21 protein-coding genes and 1 pseudogene are annotated in these 21,623 nt (G+C 57.8%); 15 read left to right on the top strand and 7 right to left on the bottom strand.

Annotated features, from left to right (window positions below; genetic code table 11):
* Positions 1-2: 2 nt before the first annotated feature.
* The 10 genes and pseudogenes from JFC13_RS17810 to JFC13_RS17770 all read left to right on the top strand — a co-directional run bounded on the left by JFC13_RS17810 (position 3) and on the right by JFC13_RS17770 (position 8,154).
* Positions 3-410: a hypothetical protein gene (locus JFC13_RS17810; protein WP_198398387.1), complete on the top strand. Its 408-nt coding sequence runs from the start codon at positions 3-5 to the stop codon at positions 408-410.
* A gap of 145 nt (positions 411-555) precedes the next feature.
* On the top strand, positions 556-867 hold the full coding sequence (locus JFC13_RS17805; protein ID WP_198398386.1) for a hypothetical protein: 312 nt from the start codon (positions 556-558) through the stop codon (positions 865-867).
* 5 nt (positions 868-872) lie between these two features.
* Entirely contained in the window at positions 873-1,109 is a 237-nt protein-coding gene (locus JFC13_RS20100) for a DUF7768 domain-containing protein (protein ID WP_456298617.1), read from the top strand.
* A pseudogene (locus JFC13_RS17800) lies at positions 1,010-1,240 on the top strand (DUF7768 domain-containing protein); the annotation flags it as partial. The gene JFC13_RS20100 and the pseudogene JFC13_RS17800, both read left to right, overlap by 100 nt.
* Positions 1,237-1,827, top strand: coding sequence for a hypothetical protein (locus tag JFC13_RS17795; protein ID WP_198398384.1), 591 nt, complete (start codon positions 1,237-1,239; stop codon positions 1,825-1,827). The pseudogene JFC13_RS17800 and the gene JFC13_RS17795, both read left to right, overlap by 4 nt.
* Complete coding sequence (locus JFC13_RS17790) at positions 1,814-2,911, top strand: hypothetical protein (RefSeq protein ID WP_198398383.1); 1,098 nt, start codon at positions 1,814-1,816, stop codon at positions 2,909-2,911. Before JFC13_RS17795 ends, JFC13_RS17790 begins: the two co-directional genes overlap by 14 nt.
* Positions 2,911-3,393, top strand: coding sequence for an HNH endonuclease (locus tag JFC13_RS17785; RefSeq protein WP_232488774.1), 483 nt, complete (start codon positions 2,911-2,913; stop codon positions 3,391-3,393). Before JFC13_RS17790 ends, JFC13_RS17785 begins: the two co-directional genes overlap by 1 nt.
* A 129-nt stretch (positions 3,394-3,522) precedes the next feature.
* A complete protein-coding gene (locus JFC13_RS19720; protein ID WP_198398382.1) occupies positions 3,523-6,870 on the top strand; it encodes a peptidoglycan DD-metalloendopeptidase family protein in 3,348 nt (1,115 codons plus the stop codon).
* A gap of 190 nt (positions 6,871-7,060) precedes the next feature.
* Complete coding sequence (locus JFC13_RS17775) at positions 7,061-7,534, top strand: hypothetical protein (protein WP_198398381.1); 474 nt, start codon at positions 7,061-7,063, stop codon at positions 7,532-7,534.
* Positions 7,531-8,154 (top strand): hypothetical protein, encoded by a 624-nt coding sequence (locus tag JFC13_RS17770; protein WP_198398380.1) that lies wholly within the window; start codon positions 7,531-7,533, stop codon positions 8,152-8,154. The genes JFC13_RS17775 and JFC13_RS17770 overlap by 4 nt, the downstream gene beginning before the upstream one ends.
* Positions 8,155-8,247: 93 nt before the next feature.
* Here JFC13_RS17770 and JFC13_RS17765 read toward each other — a convergent pair whose 3' ends face one another.
* Complete coding sequence (locus JFC13_RS17765; protein ID WP_198398379.1) at positions 8,248-8,613, bottom strand: hypothetical protein; 366 nt, start codon at positions 8,611-8,613, stop codon at positions 8,248-8,250.
* Positions 8,610-9,107, bottom strand: a complete 498-nt coding sequence (locus JFC13_RS17760) for an ImmA/IrrE family metallo-endopeptidase (RefSeq protein ID WP_198398378.1) — start codon at positions 9,105-9,107, stop codon at positions 8,610-8,612. The genes JFC13_RS17765 and JFC13_RS17760 overlap by 4 nt, the downstream gene beginning before the upstream one ends.
* 442 nt (positions 9,108-9,549) lie before the next feature.
* Between JFC13_RS17760 and JFC13_RS17755 the strand changes: the two genes are divergently transcribed.
* The 5 genes from JFC13_RS17755 to JFC13_RS17735 all read left to right on the top strand — a co-directional run bounded on the left by JFC13_RS17755 (position 9,550) and on the right by JFC13_RS17735 (position 16,079).
* Positions 9,550-10,650 (top strand): hypothetical protein, encoded by a 1,101-nt coding sequence (locus tag JFC13_RS17755; RefSeq protein ID WP_198398377.1) that lies wholly within the window; start codon positions 9,550-9,552, stop codon positions 10,648-10,650.
* 91 nt (positions 10,651-10,741) lie between these two features.
* Positions 10,742-11,089, top strand: a complete 348-nt coding sequence (locus JFC13_RS17750) for a hypothetical protein (RefSeq protein ID WP_198398376.1) — start codon at positions 10,742-10,744, stop codon at positions 11,087-11,089.
* A 73-nt stretch (positions 11,090-11,162) separates the two neighbouring features.
* On the top strand, positions 11,163-12,032 hold the full coding sequence (locus JFC13_RS17745; RefSeq protein ID WP_198398375.1) for a hypothetical protein: 870 nt from the start codon (positions 11,163-11,165) through the stop codon (positions 12,030-12,032).
* A 3-nt stretch (positions 12,033-12,035) separates the two neighbouring features.
* Positions 12,036-15,281, top strand: coding sequence for a hypothetical protein (locus JFC13_RS17740; protein ID WP_198398374.1), 3,246 nt, complete (start codon positions 12,036-12,038; stop codon positions 15,279-15,281).
* Between the two features lie 378 nt (positions 15,282-15,659).
* On the top strand, positions 15,660-16,079 hold the full coding sequence (locus tag JFC13_RS17735) for a hypothetical protein (protein WP_198398373.1): 420 nt from the start codon (positions 15,660-15,662) through the stop codon (positions 16,077-16,079).
* 152 nt (positions 16,080-16,231) lie between these two features.
* Here JFC13_RS17735 and JFC13_RS17730 read toward each other — a convergent pair whose 3' ends face one another.
* The 5 genes from JFC13_RS17730 to JFC13_RS17710 form a co-directional block, all read right to left on the bottom strand.
* Positions 16,232-16,819, bottom strand: a complete 588-nt coding sequence (locus JFC13_RS17730; RefSeq protein ID WP_198398372.1) for a PIN domain-containing protein — start codon at positions 16,817-16,819, stop codon at positions 16,232-16,234.
* 18 nt (positions 16,820-16,837) lie between these two features.
* Complete coding sequence (locus JFC13_RS19540; RefSeq protein ID WP_232488763.1) at positions 16,838-17,146, bottom strand: helix-turn-helix domain-containing protein; 309 nt, start codon at positions 17,144-17,146, stop codon at positions 16,838-16,840.
* 510 nt (positions 17,147-17,656) lie between these two features.
* Complete coding sequence (locus tag JFC13_RS17720) at positions 17,657-18,493, bottom strand: C40 family peptidase (RefSeq protein ID WP_198398371.1); 837 nt, start codon at positions 18,491-18,493, stop codon at positions 17,657-17,659.
* Positions 18,494-19,273: 780 nt separating this feature from the next.
* Positions 19,274-19,855 carry a YdhK family protein gene (locus tag JFC13_RS17715; protein WP_198398370.1) on the bottom strand — a complete coding sequence of 194 codons (582 nt, stop codon included), beginning with the start codon at positions 19,853-19,855 and terminating at the stop codon, positions 19,274-19,276.
* A gap of 344 nt (positions 19,856-20,199) precedes the next feature.
* Complete coding sequence (locus JFC13_RS17710; RefSeq protein ID WP_198398369.1) at positions 20,200-21,621, bottom strand: NADH-quinone oxidoreductase subunit N; 1,422 nt, start codon at positions 21,619-21,621, stop codon at positions 20,200-20,202.
* Positions 21,622-21,623 lie beyond the last annotated feature (2 nt).

The raw sequence follows: 21,623 nt of genomic DNA, 5'->3' as shown, positions 1-21,623 counted from the left end.
GTGTGCAGAACAGAATTGGCTCAGGAGTCCCCGATGGTGGTCAGTACGCCGAGACTGCCAAAACACGCCCCAGCGTCGGCGGTTTCAACCTTGCTGACGGCAACGACTCCAACCCCCATGACAGGCCAACTCGAGACTTCCTTGATGCCGGGCTTGCCTCTGGGCGCCTGCCGATCGGGCCCGCGTATTCGGTCTCCCAGATCATCACCCGCTCGGGCCAATCCGAGGTCGTGACGATCAGGAACATGCCTGCGCCGTTTGCACCAACACCGGCGCCGTCACTGGGCCGAGAGTACTCCCCTTCCACCTCGGCGGCCGTCGAACACTGCGGCGCCCGGTCAAGCGTGAGAGTTATGACTGGCCCACGCGAATGGCTTCGTCGAGAGCTCATTACCTCCCGCCGAGCCTGACGCAGCTCAACACAATCCGGCCTTCGTTCAGAGGGCCGGATTTGTCATACCACCTCTAATTCGAACATCACCATAGATCACTTATTCTAAGTATTTTTCTTGCTGTTTTGAGTAGCCACACTCGCGGGCGTGCTCTATAGCAGGTATGACAACGAATCCCACCAACACCTCCACTAAGATCACCGTCGACGCCGGGGATCTGCTCGGCCTCATGACCGCTTCCTACGCGGCCCATGACGCAGTGATCACCTGGCGCAGGACCAACGGACCAGTCTTTCCTCTCATCGAAGCACTGGCCGCCTCACACAAGTCGTCAATGACGCTGCTGAACTCGCTGTCGGACAGTATCGAAGACGGCAACCAGGATAATGCTCTGGCCGTGCTTCGCGCCTCGAACTCCGACGATTCAGATGACTGCATCTCGACTGCTGAAACCGGCTCCGAGGCTCAGCGGTGAGACGAATGGTTCTCGAATCCCCTTTCGCCGGTGACACCCCAACGAACTTGGCCTACGCCAGGGCCGCAATGCATGACTCGCTCATGCGCGGAGAAGCTCCTTTCGCCTCTCACATGCTCTACACCCAGTCGCGGACTCTGATGAGTACGAACGCGGACTGGGCATCGAAGCAAACCTCGAATGGATGGCCGGAGCTGAAGGTGTCGCCGTCTACATCGATCGTGGGATCACGCCGGGGATGACATTGGGCATCAAAGCCGCCACTCGCGCGGGACTCGACATCGAGGAGCGCAGTCTCCCTGCCTGGTGCAACCACGTGGTCACAGACGACCTTGACCTCAACAATCCCGCACGAAAGGCGGCCATGTCGTGAACTCCTCAAAGAATAAGGGCGACCGCGGAGAGCGTGAGGTCCTCGCTCTGTTCGAGACCCGACTTGCTGACCATCTCGTCCCGGGCGCACAACGTGGGAAGAACGCTGGCCAACCCCATGATCGCGGCGACCTCTTCGTCCTCGACGGATTCGCCGTCCAGGTCAAATACTTCAAAGCCTCCAACCTCGGTGGTGCTGTGAGACAAGCCGCCTATGGTGCCGCCGAGCAAGCTACCAATGGTTTCAAGAACCACGGCGTCGGAATGTCGATCATCGAAGGTGCTCGCAAGGGCAGCGTGAGAGTACTCGCCTCCTATACCCCCGACATGGCACTAGCCCTCCCCGGAGTAGAACACGTCGCACAATTCGGCACCATATCGAAGCTCAAGGCTTGGATCACCGACGATGCCGGCCCGTACGGCTACCGTGCTTATCCCCGCAGTCACCGGTGGGCGACGCTGACCAGCGACCCCGTGACGATCGTTGGCACATTCGAGGCCTTCGAAACCTCATATCTGGAACTCGCTGATGCCAACACTCTGCCGATGACCGCACCTCGAAAAGGAGATTCTGTTGAACTTGTATAGCGCCACCCGCCAAGACCTGCCAACCGATGTCCCTCGCAGACAGTTCCTGCTGCGTGCAGACGATTGGGCCCTCCTCCCCCGCGACCCAGTAACGACGTCGAGGCTCTACGCGGACTTCCAAGAAGCTTCGGGCATCGACCACGAGGAGCTGATGACTTCACCGATGTCGAAGCTCCCATTGCCCTTCTTCCACCCCCACCTCATCCGTGACGGTGATGCCTACGACATCCGCAAACGGTTCCGGCACATCAATGCTTCTTTCATGTGGCATCCGATCATGTGGCTGCCGACCGAGCTGACCAAGCCCCGGTTCTCAGAAAATGACAACGGCTACGTCGATGCCATCGAAGACAGCGAATCGGCAATGGTGCGCATCTTCCTCGAACTCTCCGCAGCCGGCATGTATGACACAGCAACCGGTGGGTGGCTTGATGTGCTCGGCCTTTACGGTTTGGCTTCGACGGATCAGCGCACCCACTCGAGAGTCGCTGCTTGGCTGGCAGGTGAGGCAGATCCTGTTCTCGATTCCATCGACCTCAGCCCGTATTTCGCCTACCCCGAGGCTCAGGATTGGGCCCTTCTGACAGCGACCGAGATCCGTGAACCGCTGCTGGGCGCCTCGTACTACCGAGTGGCGGAGGACTCACTGACCATCCTCGACGTGTTCTCAGACCCCGTTCGCTATACCGACACGGCACACAATGGGGACTCGCTCACTCCACTGCGCACCGAGGTAACGTCCCTGCTGAAGATGGCTGAGGTGATGTATCGCAGCGTCGACTCCTCCGACTTCAAATTGCCAGACGGCTACACCACGATGGTCGATGTGCTTGCCGAGCACAGGGCGAAGGTTCAGGGCTTCTCCGGCTCCTATGACGAGTTCATCGACGAGGCCATTCCACCCCTGACTGACCTGTTCACCGCGATCCGGACAGAGTATGTCGGGTTCCTTCGCGTCCTCCTCGACATCATCCATGCATACGAAGACCTCGGCGACCCCAGCGATCCCGCTTGGGCTGAAGCCAATTTTTCCGGTGGCAATGAACCTGACGGTGAGGAAGAAGGCAGGGAGCTCGATCGGTGATGGATCTCGACATCGACGCCTTCGTGGACGGAGCTGGCAGTCTCATCGACGTCATCACCGCTGTCGTCACCTGGCTATCGGCACACACCGCAGCCACGTTCGTCCTGGCGGCCGTCCTCATCGTCATAGTCATTGCCCGAGCAATGGCACGGCGGACCTCGACGACCGACCCCACACGGCTCTTCACCTCCGACCAACGCCGAGAGGGGATGGTCCGGGCTGAGAATCGGTGTGAGATGCCGAAACTCTTCGGGCTCATGCGCTGTCGCAGGCGAGCCGAGCACGGTGACCACTTCTTCCCTTGGTCCCGTGGAGGGGCGACGACGATGAGCAATTATGTCGCCGCGTGTGCCAAGTGCAACCTCGCCAAGTCCAATCACGTGCCTACCCGGCTCACAACAGGGCTCATCGCACTGCGCCGTCGTCGCTACTTCCCCGACGGCAACCGGACTCAACCGGGCCAGCGATATCAAGGCATTTGAGCACTGCCCCGAATTTCGGCGCATAGACAAAGGTGAGGGGGAATTTTGACCGAAGATGACAAGACAACGAATGGGCCGCGGCGGCCCACACCCGCACCTGCTTCAACCAGCTCTGGTGATAAGGGTCGGTTGTTCGCGCCCACTGATGCCGAGCGTGCTCAACGTAAGCAGGCTGCACTCGACGAAGAAGCTGCAACACAGCAGGAAACAACCGGTCCTGACATCTCTGCCCCCGCGACACCAGCCCGTCCTGCCTACGATTCTCAGAAGACGACTGATGGCCTGCGCAAGGCAGCCGATGCTGCCGAGTCTTCCCCCCTGCCCACCAACGATGACAAAGCCCAAACGCTCAGTGGGCTGGCTGACAACATCGATCAGGCTCAAGCCACGGGCGGCAAGCTCAATACGACCGATCCCGACGCCACTGGTGTCGACAAGATCACCGACAGCATCGGTGAAGGGCTTGCCGCGGGCACCGGTGCCATCAGTGATCTCGCCTCCGCAGACGCCAAATCAGGAGAGGGAAAGACTCCCTCCTTGCCGGGTGGCCTGAGCCAGAAGAAGCCCAGCGCTTCCACACCCGATGCCAAACCATCTACGAACTCGCCGGTGTCCGGTTCTTCCCCAAGCGACAAATCACCGTCCACCCCCGGTGCCACCAATCCAATCGGCAAGGCCGAGAAGTCCGTCGACGCCCACGTCATCGGCACTGCCGATACCGCCATCGACAACGCTCTCGACGACCCAGCCAAGGGGTTCGGCGGGGCTGCCGGAAAGATGGCTTCGGCCACAGGCATGACGAAGTGGAATCCAAAGACTTTAGCGGGGAAGGCTGCCAAGTCAGACATCTCCACAGTTGCCAAGGAGACTGCGCGCGGAGCCTACGACGGCGCCAAAACGGGCAAGGGCGAACTGACGACGATCGGAGTCAAAGCCGCAGTCGGAGCGCTCAAAGGCGTGTTCAAGACTCGGGCGTTTAAGAACACCCTCAAGATCGGGATCTTCGGCTTCGTCGGAGCAGCGGCACTGGCCTTCACCGCCGGGTTTATGGCCCTGACAATGCTCACCAGCACTCTGAAATCGATCAGCGACTCGACCCTGGGCGAATTCGCCTTCGGCACGTATGAGAACTACCAACGGGCGGTTTCCGGCGATGCCTCTGGCGCCGGAGTCGAACAGGTCAAAGACACCAGTGTTTTGGTCTACAAGGGAGGCAAATGGGTCAAAGGCAAAGTCAAGGATAAGGTCGACGAGACCTCAACAACCGTGACCGAGTCCATCCATGACCATGCCAGAAGCGTGGGCAACAAAGCCGTACACATGTTCGACGGCAAGGGCGAGGACATCGAGTTCTCTCTGGGCATGTCCGTCATTGACAAGTACTGGGCCAAACCTGAAACTGCCGATGTTCCCAATGGAGATGACGGCGATAGCAAGGACGATGACTCTGACGGAAATGATGATGAGAAGACCGTCGAACCGCAGAGCTATTCGCCCGCCGACCTTGCTACGACATCTCTGAACCAGTCGCCCACGTCGGCGACCCTCGCGGCACCGGTCGCCGCTGACAGCAGTGATGAGGTCACCGGAACCCTGAGCTACGACGTCGACCTCGACAAGGTCGAAGAGCTCGGCGCCGATGAAGACGATCTCGTCAACGATGAGGCGTTCGAAAAGTTCATGGCCAGGATCGTGGCCAAAGAGATCAAGAAGAACACGAAAAAACCCGGCCTCATCGCCACCTTGTCTCAGGGGGCCCAGCGAGACGGCACAGGCAAAGGGTACATTCCCGACAACGCCCGCGATTCCAACGCCTCGATGGTTGACGTCTACACCGAAGCGGTGAAAAAGCTGCCGCTGACTGGTATCGAGGACACCGCCGATAGCCTGGTCAAGAATGCCCAGAATTGGTGGTTCGGAGTCGACTGCGAACCACCGGGTGGTTCGGGCACCGGCGACGGCGGATCATTTGACGGCAAGGGTGTACCGAAGAAAGCGATCCCGTGGATTGAGAAGGCTGCGGCATCGTCGAAGACGAAAATCCCTGCCGCATTCTTCGCCTACATCATGGACCGCGAAACCGACTTCCGTCCTGACCTCTTCGCCAGCGACAGCAATGGCGGTACGTGGGGTCTCTTCCAAATCAACGAGGCCATCTGGACGGAGATTTACGGAGGCGGGTTCTCAACCGACAAGAACAACAACGGCACCTGGGACGTCAAGGAACCCCTCATACACTCCGAATACGGAGCGAAGTATTTCGACAAGCGATTGGCCACTGTCCGCGGTATGCGTAAGGCGAATCGGGACGCTGCCTACGCGAAAGACCTCACTGAGCTCGAGGCTCTGATGATCGCCCACAACTCCGGCGAGGGCAATCTGCAGAAATACCCGGACCTGCCCGCAGTGACGATGAGCTATCTCGACGAGTTCCGCAAGAAGTTCAAGGAATACGGCGGAGGCGAGCCGGGTGGCAAGTCCGACGAAGGCAATGCTGACACTGTCGCCGATGAGCCAGGAGACGACGGTGATGACTCGAGCGAAGACGGCGGCAAGTCATCAGGCAAGCTGGTCAAGCCTCAGGGCAAACACCCCAAGACATCTGACCGCAAGTCCCGCTGGGGCAAGTTCCACGCAGGCACCGACTATGGAATGCCCATCGGCACCGACCTGCCAGCCATGTTCGATGGCACGGTGACCTTCTCCGGGTGGATGAGCGGCTACGGCAACTACACGATTGTGAAAGGAACCTGGAACGGCGAGACTCTCGGCTACGCCTATGCCCACCAGGACAAGCAGAACGTCAAGGTCGGTGACAAGGTTCAAGCCGGCGAGATCATCGGCGTCTCCGGCAACACCGGCATCGGCACTGGTCCACACCTTCACCTTGAGTTGCGTACCGGTGAGTTCACGGGACCCGGTCGTGAACACAACACTGCCGATGCTGATGACTTCCTCAACTCCAACGGCGCCAAGGTCGGTGGGAACAAGCCGAAACCCGACAACGGCGGGGCTGACAATGCCGCCTGCGAGACGGCAGGCAAAGAGCCTGGCGACAAGGTCACGGGTGGAGATCTCAGCAATGAGGAGTGCCCGAGAGTGGAGAAGCAGATCGAGGGTGCTCAGGACGGCATCATCCGAGTCGCCCGAGCTATCTGCGGCGAATTCGATGAGAAGGAGTTGAAGTCCTTTGGCGGTGTTCGTAAATCGTCGTGGATCGGCAACAAATCCGATCACTACACCGGCAACGCCCTCGACATCATGATCAACGACTCTGGAAAGAACGACGCCGAATTGGGCGGCAGAGTTGCGAAGTATCTGCAACAAAATGCCAAGGAGCTGAACATGAAATACGTCATCTGGGATCAGAAGATCTGGTATCCGGGCAAAGGCCTCGATGACTGGAAACAGATGGAAGACCGTGGATCACCAACACAGAATCATAAGGACCATGTTCACTTCTCACTCAAGCACTAAGCGCCGGCCTCTGGTGGTTGTCTCCTGCCTCTTCGGACTGACATGCCTCTTCGGACTGACACTGGCTCTTGCTGGCTGCCAGTCTGGCGCTGACGACACTGTGCCACGAGACCCCGGCGCACCAGAACAGGTCCCCGAAGCTCAGCCTGATAGCGAGAGTCCCTCCGAAGAGGCAGAAGAGGCCGCGACGGTGTCGATTTCCCCAGCGTTGTTCAAAAGGCTCAGCGCTGATGAAGCTAAAGCCACCCAGCAAGCGATCGGCTGCCTCTACGCCTTTGATGGGACAAATCAGCATTCGGTCTCTGATGCCGTGGCCAATTGCGAGCAACTCATGACCAGTGATCTCAAGGACCAATTCTCGTCCATGGGCGCGGTCGTCCCCTCTGTGCCCGAAGGCTTTGACTGGGACGAGGTCATCGGAGAAGAGGGGCGAGTGACCGGCATCGAAGCTACTGCTGTCGGCGATGGCGGGGAGCTGGGCGAAGGCGCGGCCAAGAACCTCAAAATGCCGACCTTTGACCTGACTCTGGAAATCGAGGGCTCAGAGACGACCGAGATCACGTTCATGCTCGACCTGGCCATCAGCCGCGACAAGGACACGCTGCCGTGGCACGTCGACCACTTTGACGCCTACGACAACACGGATGGACAAGGACAGCTATGAATCTCATGAAAAGCCTCATCGTCATTGGTGTTCCTGCGGCCATCATCGCCCTGATCGTGGCCGCCTTCCTCGTCTTCTCTGGCCCCAAAGACGACGGAGAAGGCAACAGTCCCGCCCCGACGCACATCTCTGAAGGCGATATCGAGGAGGAGACGACACCGGCTACTGAGGAGACGCACGACCCTGCCAAGGCTGAAGAAGACGAGGTGCAGGAGGTTGCCAAAGACTTCACCCGTGCATACGTGAGCATGTCCTACGAAGACGACTCCCCAAACCCGTGGGTGGATGCCATCAAAGAATTCTCGACGCCGAAGTTTTACGACTCTCGCACCAACGACGTCGATGTTGATGACGGTGGCACCATGGTCAGCGAAATGGAGCGTCGCCACATGAGCGAGTTCCCCGAATTCGACGACACCTACGTCCAGAAGGACGATGCGAAGACCTACCGGGTCTACGTCCAATACCAAGTCGTCAACGAGTCCGATGGCGGCCGTTTCCTCACTGGTGAGTTCTCAGTCGTCACTGTGGTCAAAACCGGTGGCAAATGGCTGGTTTCAGACGAAGGGACCAGTGAGGACGCCCAGAAAGGTTTCTTTGACCAAGGCCACGATCACTGACGCTGACTACGACGGAGTCGCGTAAACACCTGCATGGAACTGAACTGACCTCGCCTCTTCCTACTCTGAGACGGCAATCTATCTTGGCGTGTTCTAATCCGTACGTTGAGAATGGTCGCCGATGTCAATCGAGCTCCCGCGATACACACTTGTCGTCAAGATTCCGATGAGAATGAAGGGTTGAACCCCAACTGCCGCGATCGCAGCGACTTCCCCCGACGCTGTCAGCTCAAGCACGCCGAACCCAAAAAGCAATACAAACGCAATCATGACCAAGAAACTGATACCCACCAGCAAGCAGATCAGCTTGAATAGAAACTTCTGCTGCCCATTTCGCTGATCAACTCCCGAAGCAATGGCGTCGGCGAGGTCGGAAGGCCCTTTCGATATTGAAACATCGGTTTCACTCAGGGCGTCCGTGGTGGCATCGGAGTAGTCTTCAGATTCGTCGGGCCTCATTCGGGATTTTTGGCCAAACGATTGATACGTTTCTTGACTGCATCTACTGACACGTCAAAGTACTCAGCTAAATCAACTGCGCTGTAGCCGAAGGAGCGTAGTCGTTCGATCTCGTCCTTTGGCATGAGTAACGAACCAGCGAACTCATCTGCGAAGAACTCATGCAGGTCATACGCCTGGCCGCGTTTGAGCTCCTCAAAAGAATATTCATCATCGTTGGCGACACTGCGTCGCTCTACTACGTGACCGAGTTCGTGGGCCCAGGTAAAACGGTTTCGCCGACTCACATGGCGAGAGTTCAAGATAATTTTGGCTGGTTTGCCCTGTTCTTTGGATACAACACCGGATAGATCATTACCGAGGTCGGAAGCATATGCATCCGCATTCAGTTCGGTATTGAACGGACGGAGCTTCACTGGGTAGCTGCCATCCCAGCATCGATCAAGAAGCTTCTCAGCCTCACTACGAGCCTTTCGATAGACAAGCTCAGCCATTACAGTCACCCCGTCTCGCGTGTACCTCAATTAGCGTTCCAGTAGCTAGAACTGTTCCATTCGCCACTGACATGGACTTAGTTATCACCCTACTTCAACCCGTCTTCTCACCTGATTCAACACGCAAAGAAGCGGCGGACGATCGGATCGTCACATGCACAGTCTAGCTCGATCGCCGCACACAAAGGACGCTGTGCTACTTCACATAGACTCCGCTCTTCTCCAACAAATCGACAATTGGCGATGGTCGCATCAAATCTAACGATTTCCTCGTCATCAAGGTCGTCAGCCGCCCTGGGCCTTCCTCCTCCGACCCTGTGCCTGTATCTTCCAGTTCGTCGCTTCCGGGGAAGCCATAGCTACAGCTTCATTTCCCTGTTGAATGACAACCCGTCGCCGGTGCTCTGTGACGGGTTGTCATTTTGCCGCACGTATACCGGGCATGAGCACTTTCACAACCAACCGCGTCCAGGCTGGTATCCCCAAGGGCGGCCAGTTCGCGCAGTCGGCCAGGTCGCGTCCTGCTGTCTCCGATCTCATTGTCGACAATGAAGACGACGGCGATGCTGGCCAACCTCTGACCGACGATCATCTCTTCCATGTCGAGAAGCCAGTCAACTACCTCTGGAATCGCTACGGTGCTTCCTCATCGAATCCGGACTATACGCGCGAGGAGATGATGCAGAACTCCTACGTCAAAGTCATGGAATCCATCGCTGATGGCAAGCGGGCGAAGACCCCGAAGGCGTATGTGACGAAGCTGGTGAAGAACTGCTTCGCCGAGGCATTCCGCAACGGCTCCGATTACCGCACAATCAAGACCCGCTCAGAGATCGACGCCAGAGCCTCCGCCATGTCACAGAACTTGGGTCGCGGGCTCAGACCATCCGAGATTGATCGCATCACCGAAGAGGTCCGTGCCTCAAAAGACAAGCACGACCGTCCGAGCAAGGATCGTCTAGCACGTTCCAAAATCACGGTCTCCGCCACTGATGACATCACACTGGTCGCCGAGCTCAACTCTTCAAACGTGGGATCAGTTGAAGACGCCTACTTCACCAGTGAAGCTCCCGAGGTCGCTGGTTCGGAGGCTCTACTGAGTGAGGCCGAAGAGCGAGGGATGCACAACGCCTACGGCCTTCGACGCAAAGCCTCGACTGCCATCCTCGCCCACCACGGGGCGCCGGCAGTCGTTCCGAACTCAGTGAAGTCTCACCGGCGCAACGCAGCTCGAAAGGCGCTGCAGACCCAGGGCATCCACACGGCGATGCACGACCATAACAACGGCTACTCCACTGATGGCACCCAGGCGCTGTTCACCCCGTGGTCGGGTCGCAACACCCTTTCGGTCGATCAGAAGGATGCGATCGTCGATGCTCTTTCGACCGGTGATGGCGAGTATGCCTGGGATCTGTGGACGGGCAGTGCAGCTGTTTCTGACACTGCAACGAACAACAAAGACGAGGGGGTCAAGGCCAAGCCGAAGGTGCAGAAGGACGATGCCGAGACAGAGGATTCGCAGCCCTCATTCGCCTGGTTCTAAGGGATGTCGGGACTGCCTTGGAATTCGGCGCATAGATAGAGGTAGAGGCGTCAAAGCCTGGTCCTCGACAGCACACAGATAAGGAAAGAGTATGAACCCCTCAGAACCCATCATCATGGCTGCAGAGCTCGACCTTCGAGGCAATTGGGACACCATCTGGTCCGCCATCTCCAGCGACTCAGACGTCACCAAGCTCCTCGGTATCTTCGGCACGATCATCGTCATCGCCGCCATTGTCGGCTTCATCTGGGCCAAGCGTCGTGGTGATGGAGGAGGCGGTGGCGGTGGCAACCAGCATCAGGGCCGCACGAAGTTCCTCATCGGAGCTCTCGTCGTCGGCACCCTCATGGCAGCACCTTCCGTCATTCTTCCGCTGGCTCTGGGCATCGCTGACCTCGTCGGCAATGTCGGTATCCGCCTGTTCGAAAAAATCTTCTGACAGCTTGAGGCCAGGCAAAACCCCTGCCCGCTTGGGTAAGGGATTGACAACGAGGAAGGCGCGGTGAGTGCTGATGTCCAGCACGGATGAGAAGAAGACGTATCCGATCATCTTCACGCTGACCGACCTCACGGGCAAGCAAGCCCAGACGGGTCGGACAACAGTCATGTGGGGCACGGAAGTCCCTCGTCGCTACGTCTACTTGACGGTGGCAGGCTTCTTCCCTGGCATGTTGGCTATGGCAATCACCGCGCCTTTCCTCGGTGTGTATGCCTTTGGTGCCTTCGCCTTCGTGATCATCTCGATCATCGTCATGGTTGAGTGGCGGTCCCGCACTGGACTGAAACAGCGTCTTTACAAGACGGTCTACGACTCGGTGACCGCGATTGAGAACGAGTTCATCCTGTGCGGGAAGCGGATCCCCGTCGCCGCTTACTCCCCCGGCGTCATCTATCGTTCGACCGTTATCTCCGATGTGGGCAATAAGGAGATGAGCAAGGCCTCATCGATGCCGGGCATCGGTTCGGGTGACGTTGACGGGGTCCACGACATCTTTTCCGACCTCGTGGGTGATGAGGATGCGCAGGCCGTCATCCTGCGCAGCGCCGAATTGCCTCATTCGAAAGCCGAGGCACCTGCAAAATCCCGCAAGTTCGGTCGCCGAAGCCCTCATGCACCCAGTGCCGACGAGCTCGAAATGGCCGCGGCAGCCGGCCACCTCAAGGCCTCGGAGTTCAGAGACCCGAGCTTCGACGGCCTCGAACTCGATGCTCCAGTACTCGAGCCATCAGCCGTTGACGAAGAGTTGGAAGCCGCCCCCACGCCTCGGAAGAGGCGAGGGAAGACGAATGAGGTCACGAAGACCGCATCTTCAGCACCCAGCACACCAACAGACACCGCCGACCTCGGATGTGTCGATGATGCACTTGAAGGATTCCTGTAAGCCATGGCGTTCGTTCCCCGCACCACACTGGATCTGCCAACACCGAAGACGAAGGCAGCGAGCACCACCGCGGCCCCGAAAGAATCCGGTTTTGACTTCAGAGACCGGATCCTTCGTGCTCTCCAGTGGTCGCTGCTCGGGGCCGTCCTGCTCTCTTTCATCGTCGGTGCCGCACCTTCGGCCGACACCCCCGAGGACTGGGTTGGAGGAGATCTCACAGATACTTCTGGCCACCGCACTTCGATTCAGGCCTCCACCGACTTCATCACGGCAGCAGGCGATGACAAGGACGACAGCAAGAAGGGCACCTGGAAGGAAGATTGCTTCGTCGAGCCCGATCCCAAGGACCACAAAGAGGGCATTGTCGACGATCCGGGATGCGTGCAGACCGTTGACAAGAAGTCGTGGACTGAACCGTGGAATCAGTTCTTCTCGGGCACATCGAATAAGGACAAGCTTGGGTCCCAGACCTGGAGCTCGCGTCTTCTCCCCCTCTACCGCTGGGACAACGCGACTACGACGATCTTTAACAATGTTGCCGGCAACCAGATGTCAAACGCCCAATCGAACTCACACGCCCTCATCAACGGCGGAGTCATGGCCATAGGCAATGGCGAATTCTCGATGACGACCACCTTGGCCCGCACCGCCTCAGACTTCGACTTCCTCGACGTCGCCGGTTACTACGTTGACCTGTCGTTCGCCAAAATCGGTGAAATGCTCCTCAACGGCTTCGTAGGTCTGACAGTTGTCTCTGCCATCGTCATCGCCGCCTGGCGCTACTACCGCCGAGGCGGAGTGGGCGTGAGCCTGTTTTCTCTCCTGCTCAAGCCCCTCGTCCTCGTCGTCGTCTTCATTGTCCTCACCTCCGGCGCCCAAGACACCGTCAAAGACGGGGAAACGAACGACTCGAAACCAGGCACTGGATCGCCCTGGTGGGTGGGCAAGACTCTGACCACATCAGTCGAGACCTTAGCCGACCCGGTGCAAGGCATGATCACTGAGACGCTCGAACCCTTCCACCCAAACGCTGAGGACGGCTACCACGACAAGGTCAACTCGTGCTGGGCTCAGAGACAGTCCATGCAGGACGCATACAAGCACTATGCCAAGAAGGCTGGTGGCAACGCCTCGACTGCGCAGACGATCTCAGCAATGTGGGAAAATACCGGCCTTATGGCTTGGATGACCTCACAGTACGGGACCGATATGGACACCTACGAGTCCCGAACGTACTGCCGCCTTCTGGACGACATGGGAAACATCCCGGCCAACGAGCGATACATCGCACCCCTCGAAGACCATGATCTGAAGCCAAAGAGCACTGCCCCATGGGGAAGCTACAGCGACCCCCAGGAGCGCTCGACAAACCAGTTCTACTGGGCTGCCTGCACACTCGACGAAAACGACAATTGGTCGCTCAGCGCTGCTTGGAAGCGGGCCCTCGATGACAAGGCTAAGTATGTGAAGTGCGATGATTGGTACAACAAACCATACAATCGCGCACACCTCACTGGTGAAGACAACGTACTGACGCCTTCGACCGAGGGTCAAGGCGAGATCGACAAACAGTTTAAGCGCGATCCTGGGGTGAACAGCTACGTCCAGCGGTTCATGGGATACGACCGTGGCGGGTTCCAGACGATGACTCTGTTCTACCTTCTGGCGGCGACTCTGACGATGCTCGCATTCGGACTCGTCTCGGTCCTCATCCTCGGAGCAAAGGTGATGCTGGTCGTCGCACTCATTGCCCTCATCGCAGCCATCCTCAAAGATGTCCTCCCCTTCGCGGCTGCCTCGGCAGTCAAAGAGACCGCGTTGACGTTTGTCGGGGCCACCATTGTCTCCGTCTTCGCCTCCCTGATTTTCATCGTGGTCACAATGATTGCCTCCGTTCTCACTTCGGGGGGACTCGCAATTCTGGGTCGCGGATCTCTCGCCGCAATGTTGTGGACCGGTTTTGCCCCAATCCTTGCCATCTTGGTTCTGCACATCATGTTCAAGAAGTGGTTCAAGAAGCCTTCACCTTTCACCCCTTCAGGTGCAATGGCGTGGGCTGGGGGCAAGCCGACCGGTGAAGCCTTCGGAGAGGGTGCGAACGCCCTGACTGGTGGCGGAGGCAGTGGAAGTAGCGGATCTGGTGGTCGCAATCCGTTCTCAGGCGGAGGCAAAGGCTCCGGCGACATTCCCAATAGCAACCGCGGACTCGACGGCGAGGACGGAATGGATCCGAAGGGTCTCGGTGGACCGAAGACACCGGCGTCGGCTGGAGCCCGAGGCCTCGGAGCCGGAGCTAATGGAACGGGTGCACCCAACGACGCTGCGAATGCGAGCATCGATGACACCTTGCTGCCGCCGCGTGCACCGATGTCGTTCGATGAGGCCAAGGCCATGCGAGAGGACGATGCGATCGCACGAAAGGAGGCCAAAGCCGACGACAAGGCGATGATGAAGGAGACTAAGCGCGCCCGTCAATTTGAGCACAACGATGCCAAACAACGGGAGGGTCTGCTCAAGGCCAATGCCAAGCAGCAGGCAGCTATGGGTATAGCTGGAGCGAAGTCCGATGCGAAAGATGCCAAAGGCGCGCTGAAGAGTTCAGACGTCTCTGGCTTGCAGCGTTTCAAGGACGCACAGGCCATTCGTCGGGACCGTCGGGCAGCCGTTGACTCGCACAAGGAGATGAAGTCACACCTGACGAATACCGCTGGCAGTGCCGCGATCGCTGGACAACAGGCCCAAGCAGCCAAAGCCGATGCTGGTATGTCGATGGCCAATATGGCTCAGCAAGCTTCAGCTGGAGTAATAGACAACGCAATGCCGGGGCCAGTGAGCGTGAATCAGACCAATGCTGGCAATGGCCACGACCATCAAATGGATCCACGGGCCTCGGAGAATACTCGACCAGATCAGTTCGCCGAGGATCAGTTCATCGACGCACAGGAAGGCAAGCACTTCGACGACCCCTATGCAGGTATACCGACAACCGGTGAATCGCTGGCAGGCCAAACTCCAGACGTTGGTGGACCCCCGGTAGGCGAGAACCAACCCAGCCAACCACAGGCTCAGCCAGAATCTCTGCCTGTGCCAGTTCCGGCTCCGCGGCCTGAGCCCGGTCGGGCGTTTCAGCCAGCTGAGCCACCTCGACCGCAGGCACGGGAGCCGTTCCAACCGGACTCGCCAGTTGTGGGTCGACCTGCTCGCTCGTCGATGACTCCGGATTCGGGAGATATGCCGCCCAAGATTTGAGAACAAGGGCTGTGATAAATTGGCGAAATCAAGAGATTACATGGGAGGAATCATCTTGGCGTTCGTCACTGCACAGTTGCCACCTATTTCAGGATTCGCCGCGCCCGACACAATTGGGCGCGGCGAATCGTCGTTATTTCGCAGACGCGCTGGTCAGCGCCGAATAGGGTGTCGAAGGTTCGTAGGATCGACATAAAACTCTCGCGTGAGAGCTCGATTGAACACTCCGCACGTGATTTACAGGTGGGAATCAACCAGGGTTGGTTATTGAACAACTTGTCGTGGTCAGCCTGAATTCAACAAGGACCTATCAACTTCCCGTCCTATCATGTGCCTAGAGAGGCTGTGCGACGGAAGAACTGCGACGAAGGACAGACGATGAAGTACACAAAGCCAGCAGCCCTGGCCATGGCGGCAATGGCTATTACGACTCTCAGCGCGTGTGGTGGAGCCGGCGAGGTTCCGGAAGACCCGTATGATGCTCTAGCGTGGGCCGCCGAGAACTACACAAACGGTAATGCGAAGGACGTGGCTGAGGCTATTCCTGCGAAGGAACAGTCCCCCGACGGGTACACCGAGTCAATCGGCAACGGCTATGTCAGCGAGAAGTCAAAATGTAAGGTCGATCCAGACAGCCTCAATGGGGTTCAAAGTAAACTAGTATCGGCCGACGTTTGGTGTGAGGAGCCTCTGTCTAAGGCACAGCAAGTTGAGGGTGATCCTGTGATCTACTTCCGACTCGGCGATGATGGCAAACCGTACGATCTCAAATTTGCTGATACGTTCCCCGCACCGTAATAGTTCGCCGCATCTGGCAGCACTTCAACGGCTCGCCCGTGACTGACAGACGAAATTGCGACAAGTACCCGCCTCGTTCGTAGAGGCGGGCACTTTCTTTCGTGTTTGCGCTATGGTCCGAATGCATCCGATCTGTGGGCAGAAGTCGAATCTTACTTGGAATCGAAGTCGTTGCGCACGATCGCGGTGGCAGCGTTCATTTCATATCTGCGACCGAGCTCGTCAAGGAAGCCCGCCTCCAACATTGCTGGGTACTTCCTACCCGAGCGTTGCGCCCATGCAGTCACCGCGGCCGCACCAAGATCCGGTCGCATACTGACTGTCTCGTGCGCGAAGTCGACGGCTCCAATAATTTGAAGGCCTTCGGGAATGCTGTCGAGCGGGAAGTCCCTCATATTCTCAATGACGATACATCCTGCTCCGCCCACGACGGCAGCTGCCAGAACATGTTCGTCATCGGGATCGGGGAGACCGTATGTTCCTTCTAGACCTTCCCAACCGTGGACAATTGAGTCAGCGAAGGATTCGCGCATTCGGCTGCTCAGGTGAAGGGCGACGGCACGCGAACCATCCAGGTCTCGCCCTCGATCAAGTAGCTTGAGCTCCTCACTGGTCTCAACTTCTGAAAGGATGCTTTCGCTGAAGATAAACCGATAGGCACCCTCGGCGGCAAGGGATAACAAGAAGTCCCGTTGAAGGCTGGGCCAAAGTAGGCAACTATCGAGGAGAGCCGTGTACATATAGCTCTCGTGCCATCCTTAGACGGCGCGTCGACGATCGGCAACGATCTTTCGGGCCTTCTTCATCCGAGCCAGCGCCTGCTCGCGGCCTTCCTTACCTTCGTCATAGCTACCCATTTCAGCGATAGCCGCATGCTGCTCAGCCTTTCGCTGTTCTTTATATGCGAGGACATCGGCCAACCATACGCGGCGGTGTGTGTTTGGCTTCTCGAAGGGGATCTTGCCCTCGTCAAGCAGCTTGACGAGTGTTGGGCGTGTGATGCCGAGAAGTTCGGCCGCCTGCTGCGTCGTCATCGTCAGTGAGTTCGGGGTGATCGTGACAGCCATGCCAGATCGCATGGCGTCTACAGCTTTAACCAGGATCTCGTAGATTTCATGTGGCAGTTCCACCTGATCGCCTGCGTCCGGCCCCGAAAGATAGAAACGAGGCTCGAGTCGGGAGCCCGTCTTCGCGGCGTGGGCTTCGATGAAATCGTAGACCTCACCAGTGCCCTGGACTCCTGGCGCGAAGAAGGTGTCCTGTGCCGCTGCACTTGTACGGATGAAATCTCGTTTCCTGATTTTCGTTTCTTACGTTTCATTAACCATAGTACGTCGGCCATCTGCACGTCTACCGGCTGCTGTCTCGCACGAAATCGCCAAATTCGCGAACCCGATGCCGATAGAGGCCTCCGGCACAGTCACTTTATGACCACTCGCGAAGTGGAAATGTTGTTCACCAGGCTTGTATGCCACGAGCAGGCAGCTGATATCAGATCCCCATCCGGGCATGGAGAAGCCCCTTGCTTGACTCGAGGACCGTCGAGTCAAGCAAGGGGCTTCAGTATATGAACTGGATTAGAGAACGCGAATGAACTGAACTCCGCTCATCCAGCTGTAGCTGCGTTTCGATGTCCCAGAGCCTGGTGAACCGGCGTCGTACATCTGTCCGTCGCCAGCATAGATGCCGATGTGACCGGGTGCCCAAATGAGGTCACCGGGCTTCGCCTCAGACTTGGACACAACCTGCCCGGAAGCCTTCTGAGCACTCGAGTTGCGAGGCAGGTCGACACCAGCCTTGCCGTAGACCCATGAAGTATAACCGGAGCAGTCCCAACCGCTCTGAGTGGTTCCGCCATAAACGTATGGAGTGCCAGTTCCCTTTTCTGCCCAAGCGATAACTTGCTCGGCCTTCGAACCGTCGATCGACCCTGCATTATCGCCAGAGCCGGATTCTTTACTTTCGCCCTTGTCTGACTTCTCGCTGTCACCGGTGTCCGCAGTGCCGGCGTTTGCAGATTCTTTCGAGTCGCCGGAGTCCGAAGAAGTGGTTTCGGCAGGTTCTGGCTTGGGTTCTGGTTTCGGAGCGGCCTTGGCAGCGATGGTCTCAACGTCGGCGCTGAAGGAAGAGTCCTGTTTCTTGTCCTTGGACTCGTCTACTGCGACAGTTGCCGATTGCTTCTCGAATTCAACCTGCGTCTGAGATTCTGACTCTGCTGAGACCGCGGCGTTGTCGTCGGCTCCCTGGCCTGCTGCCGGAAGAATGGCTGCAGTGAGCAGGCCACCGCTGGCAGCAACTACGGCTGCACGACGTCCAAAGACGGCGGAGTTGGCATTCAGGATGTCAGTCAGTTCGGTCAAAGGAGTCTTGACCTTGGCTTCTGCGGCGCGGCGGCCATGCTGCTTACGTGCCACGTTTTCCTCTCGTCGTCTATTGGGAAGGTCCCAACCGCCACTTTCGGTCCTCAGGATTTTCGCTTTGAGTGTGGCGTGCGGTTCTCAGTGCGAAGTCGTCATTCGTGTGTGCGACCTTCACAACTATAACGAATTGGTGACCAGTTGTCACGTTTCTGTTACACGCAGTCAGTTGTCTTAGGCAGTTTTCGGCGTTAACCGAGGTCAGCAGCCTATGACGCGACAAAATACTCGTAACATTTGGGTATCAAGCAACGCAGAACGGCGCAATTTTGCACTGCCTAGACTTCGACCGACAGCGAAATGTAACGATTCAGGAAGGATCAATTTCGCAGACCGTGGTTGGAGACTGCCGGAGCATTTCAATACTCTCAATGAATCGGCGCTGGCCGCATCGGCCCGCTTTGTTGCGGTTGAACTCCCGCTCAAGAGACACGCGAGGTTCGCGAGAAGACATGCGTCCAGGTGGTGCTTCGACTCAGCCTCGGTCACGACAACACTGCGGCTGCCAGTTCTACTGGGCGCCCGCGTCCGGCCTCCGAGGCTGCACTAGGGACGGATTATATGTGAGCATCACAGTTGGATAGCACTTCGAAGAGATGGAGCTTTACGTCCGACTTTGCTTCTTGCTACCTGCGCGCGCCTACTCAACCTCACCAACACCAGTCAAGAATGTTTGAGGTGGGTCGTTTCGTCCGCGACGGAGACAACCCACCTCAACGTTTCTGGGCAGCAGCTTTCAGCACCATTCCTGGTCGAGCGCTGTCCCAACCCTTGGAGTCATTTGACTGGTTGAACCTCGTCTTCAACAACCCACTTGTGGTTCGTCATCGTCATGTCGTTCATATCAACATCAACCATGTAGACGGTCTCTTCGGTCGAGCTATCGATCGTTGCCTTCGCACCTTTCATTCCAGGCATATGGTCAGCATTAATCGTCACTTTCGCACCGTCCTTCAACGGAGCCTTCCCGGGATTGTCGAGTTCTTCATGGACGACCCATTTGTGATCCTTGACCGGCTCGCCACCGTCGGTGGGCGTGTAGCTGACCGAATAGGTCGTGGTGTCAAAGGCGCCCGAGATCGTTGCCTTTGCTCCTTCCATTCCCGGCATGTGGTCGGCCGTGAGAGTAACGTCATCACCAATGGCGTATTTCGGGTCAGATGCTTCTTTGATGCCTTCTGGTGGGTCGCCGCCATCGGCGGCATGGGCGTGGCCTTCGCTCGATGGCGACTCGGTCTGAGTCTGTTCCTGGGACGGCTGTGCCGCTTCGTCTTCTTCGGGACTGGAGCACCCGGACAAGGCCAAGGCGGCCGCGGCAGCAACCGCTGCAATGGACATTAACGGCTTGAGCTTCTTCATATCTCTCCTTCATTGCCTCGCGCCAGGACCGTCCGAAAGCCCAGGGTGGGCCTTCTGTGCACTCATGGGTCAGCTCATGACTGTGGGCCTTCGCAGACACTTTCGGCGCGAGTTAAGTAAGACCCCGCACTCATGTCGGTTTATTACCCACCGCGGCTCTCACAATATACCCTGATAGGGTATATTGTCGACACGAAGGTTGTGTCATGAACAAGCAGTGATCGGTGCGTTCGGTACAACACTCGAAATCATAGGAGGGCTACAACCGCACTTGTGATTGTGGCTCATTTCTTGAATGGACACAGAGCGAAGGGGGCAAATACTTTGACACAACGGCCCCATCGTCAGGATGGTATGGAGCGAGCTAGTACATCCCAGAAGAAGCCAGCGGATATTCCGAGCCCTAGACTACCCACTGCTGCTATGACAGCTATTGTCGCTGGCCACCTTGTTGCGCCCCCGGACGATGGAAGGCTTGCGGCGTTCGTTGACGGGCGTGAAAACACTGTGCCAAACCAGCGAAGATAGTAGAAAAGACTGAGCAGGGTGTTGAGCATCACCACGAGTGCCAGCCAACCGTATCCTCCGTCCCAGGCTGCGGTTGCAGTGGTAAATTTTCCGACAAATACTGCCAATGGCGGGATGCCAATTAGGCTCAGTAGCGAGACCAGCAGCGCCATTGCCAATCCAGGCCGGAACTTGGCCAATCCTCGGTATGCCGTTACCTCCCGGAGTGTGGGAAGTGCCGCGGTGACTGCGAAAGCGCCAATGTTGGCAAGTGCATATGCGCCGAGGTAGAACAGCATCGAAGGCAGAGCGAGATCGCTGCGTCCGGTGGCGGCGATAGGTACGAGAAGGAAGCCAACCTGGGCAACTGTCGACCAGCCCAGGAGCCTGCGCGGATCACGTTGCCAGTAGGCGGCAAGGTTTCCCAGGAACATTGACGCCGCGGCCAGTACCGCTATAACGGTCAGCCAGGAATGGTTCTCTGCTGAGACCGTGGTCAACAATCGATAGATGGCGACGACTGCGCCGACTTTGGGCACGGTGGTGAGAAAGGTCGCCGCGGTGACGCCCGTGCCTTGGGCCGCATCAGGCACCCAGAAATGGGCCGGTATTCCACCTGCTTTGAACAGCAACCCGGCGAGCACACTGAGCACACCGACGCCCACTACCGCGGAGGGTGCCTCGGTTAAGGCTTGTGTCAGGCGGGTGTAGCCCGTGTCGCCGGTGAGCGCATAGAGAACAGTGACCCCGAGCATGAGCACGATCCCGGACAATGCCCCGAGGAAATAGGTCTTCATGGCTGCTTCGGCTCCGGCCGCTCCGCCGGTCAGCCCCACAATTGCATAGAGTGGAATGCTGGCAAGCAGAAACCCGGCGATCAGGACGAGTAGATCAGTAGCTCCAGCCAATATCATCACCCCGGTGGTGGCGAAGAGCAAAAGTGCGTAAGTGTCAGATTCTCGGGGAGCTCCCGCGAGCTCTCCGGAAGCCACGCCCAATATCAACAGGGTTGTCAGTGCGGCGATGACGCGGGCAGCGCTAGTGGCAGTGTCGACGGCGAAGGTGTCGGAGAACGCGGTCTGCGGAGGTCCAGCCATGGCCAGCGCAGCTGTGAACGCGGCTCCCAGTAGCGCCACAGCAGTCGCTATACGAGTGATCCACTGACGGTGGCGAGCGATGAACGAACCACCTAACAAAACGCTGAGTCCGCCGACGAAGGTGATGATTTCTGGAAGCAATAGCATTGGTTGCATTTGCATTG

Source organism: Brevibacterium antiquum (genome assembly GCF_016107655.1).
GTDB lineage: Bacteria > Actinomycetota > Actinomycetes > Actinomycetales > Brevibacteriaceae > Brevibacterium > Brevibacterium antiquum.
Note: the sequence above shows the minus strand (reverse complement) of the source record. Positions and strands in the feature narration are given on the sequence as shown.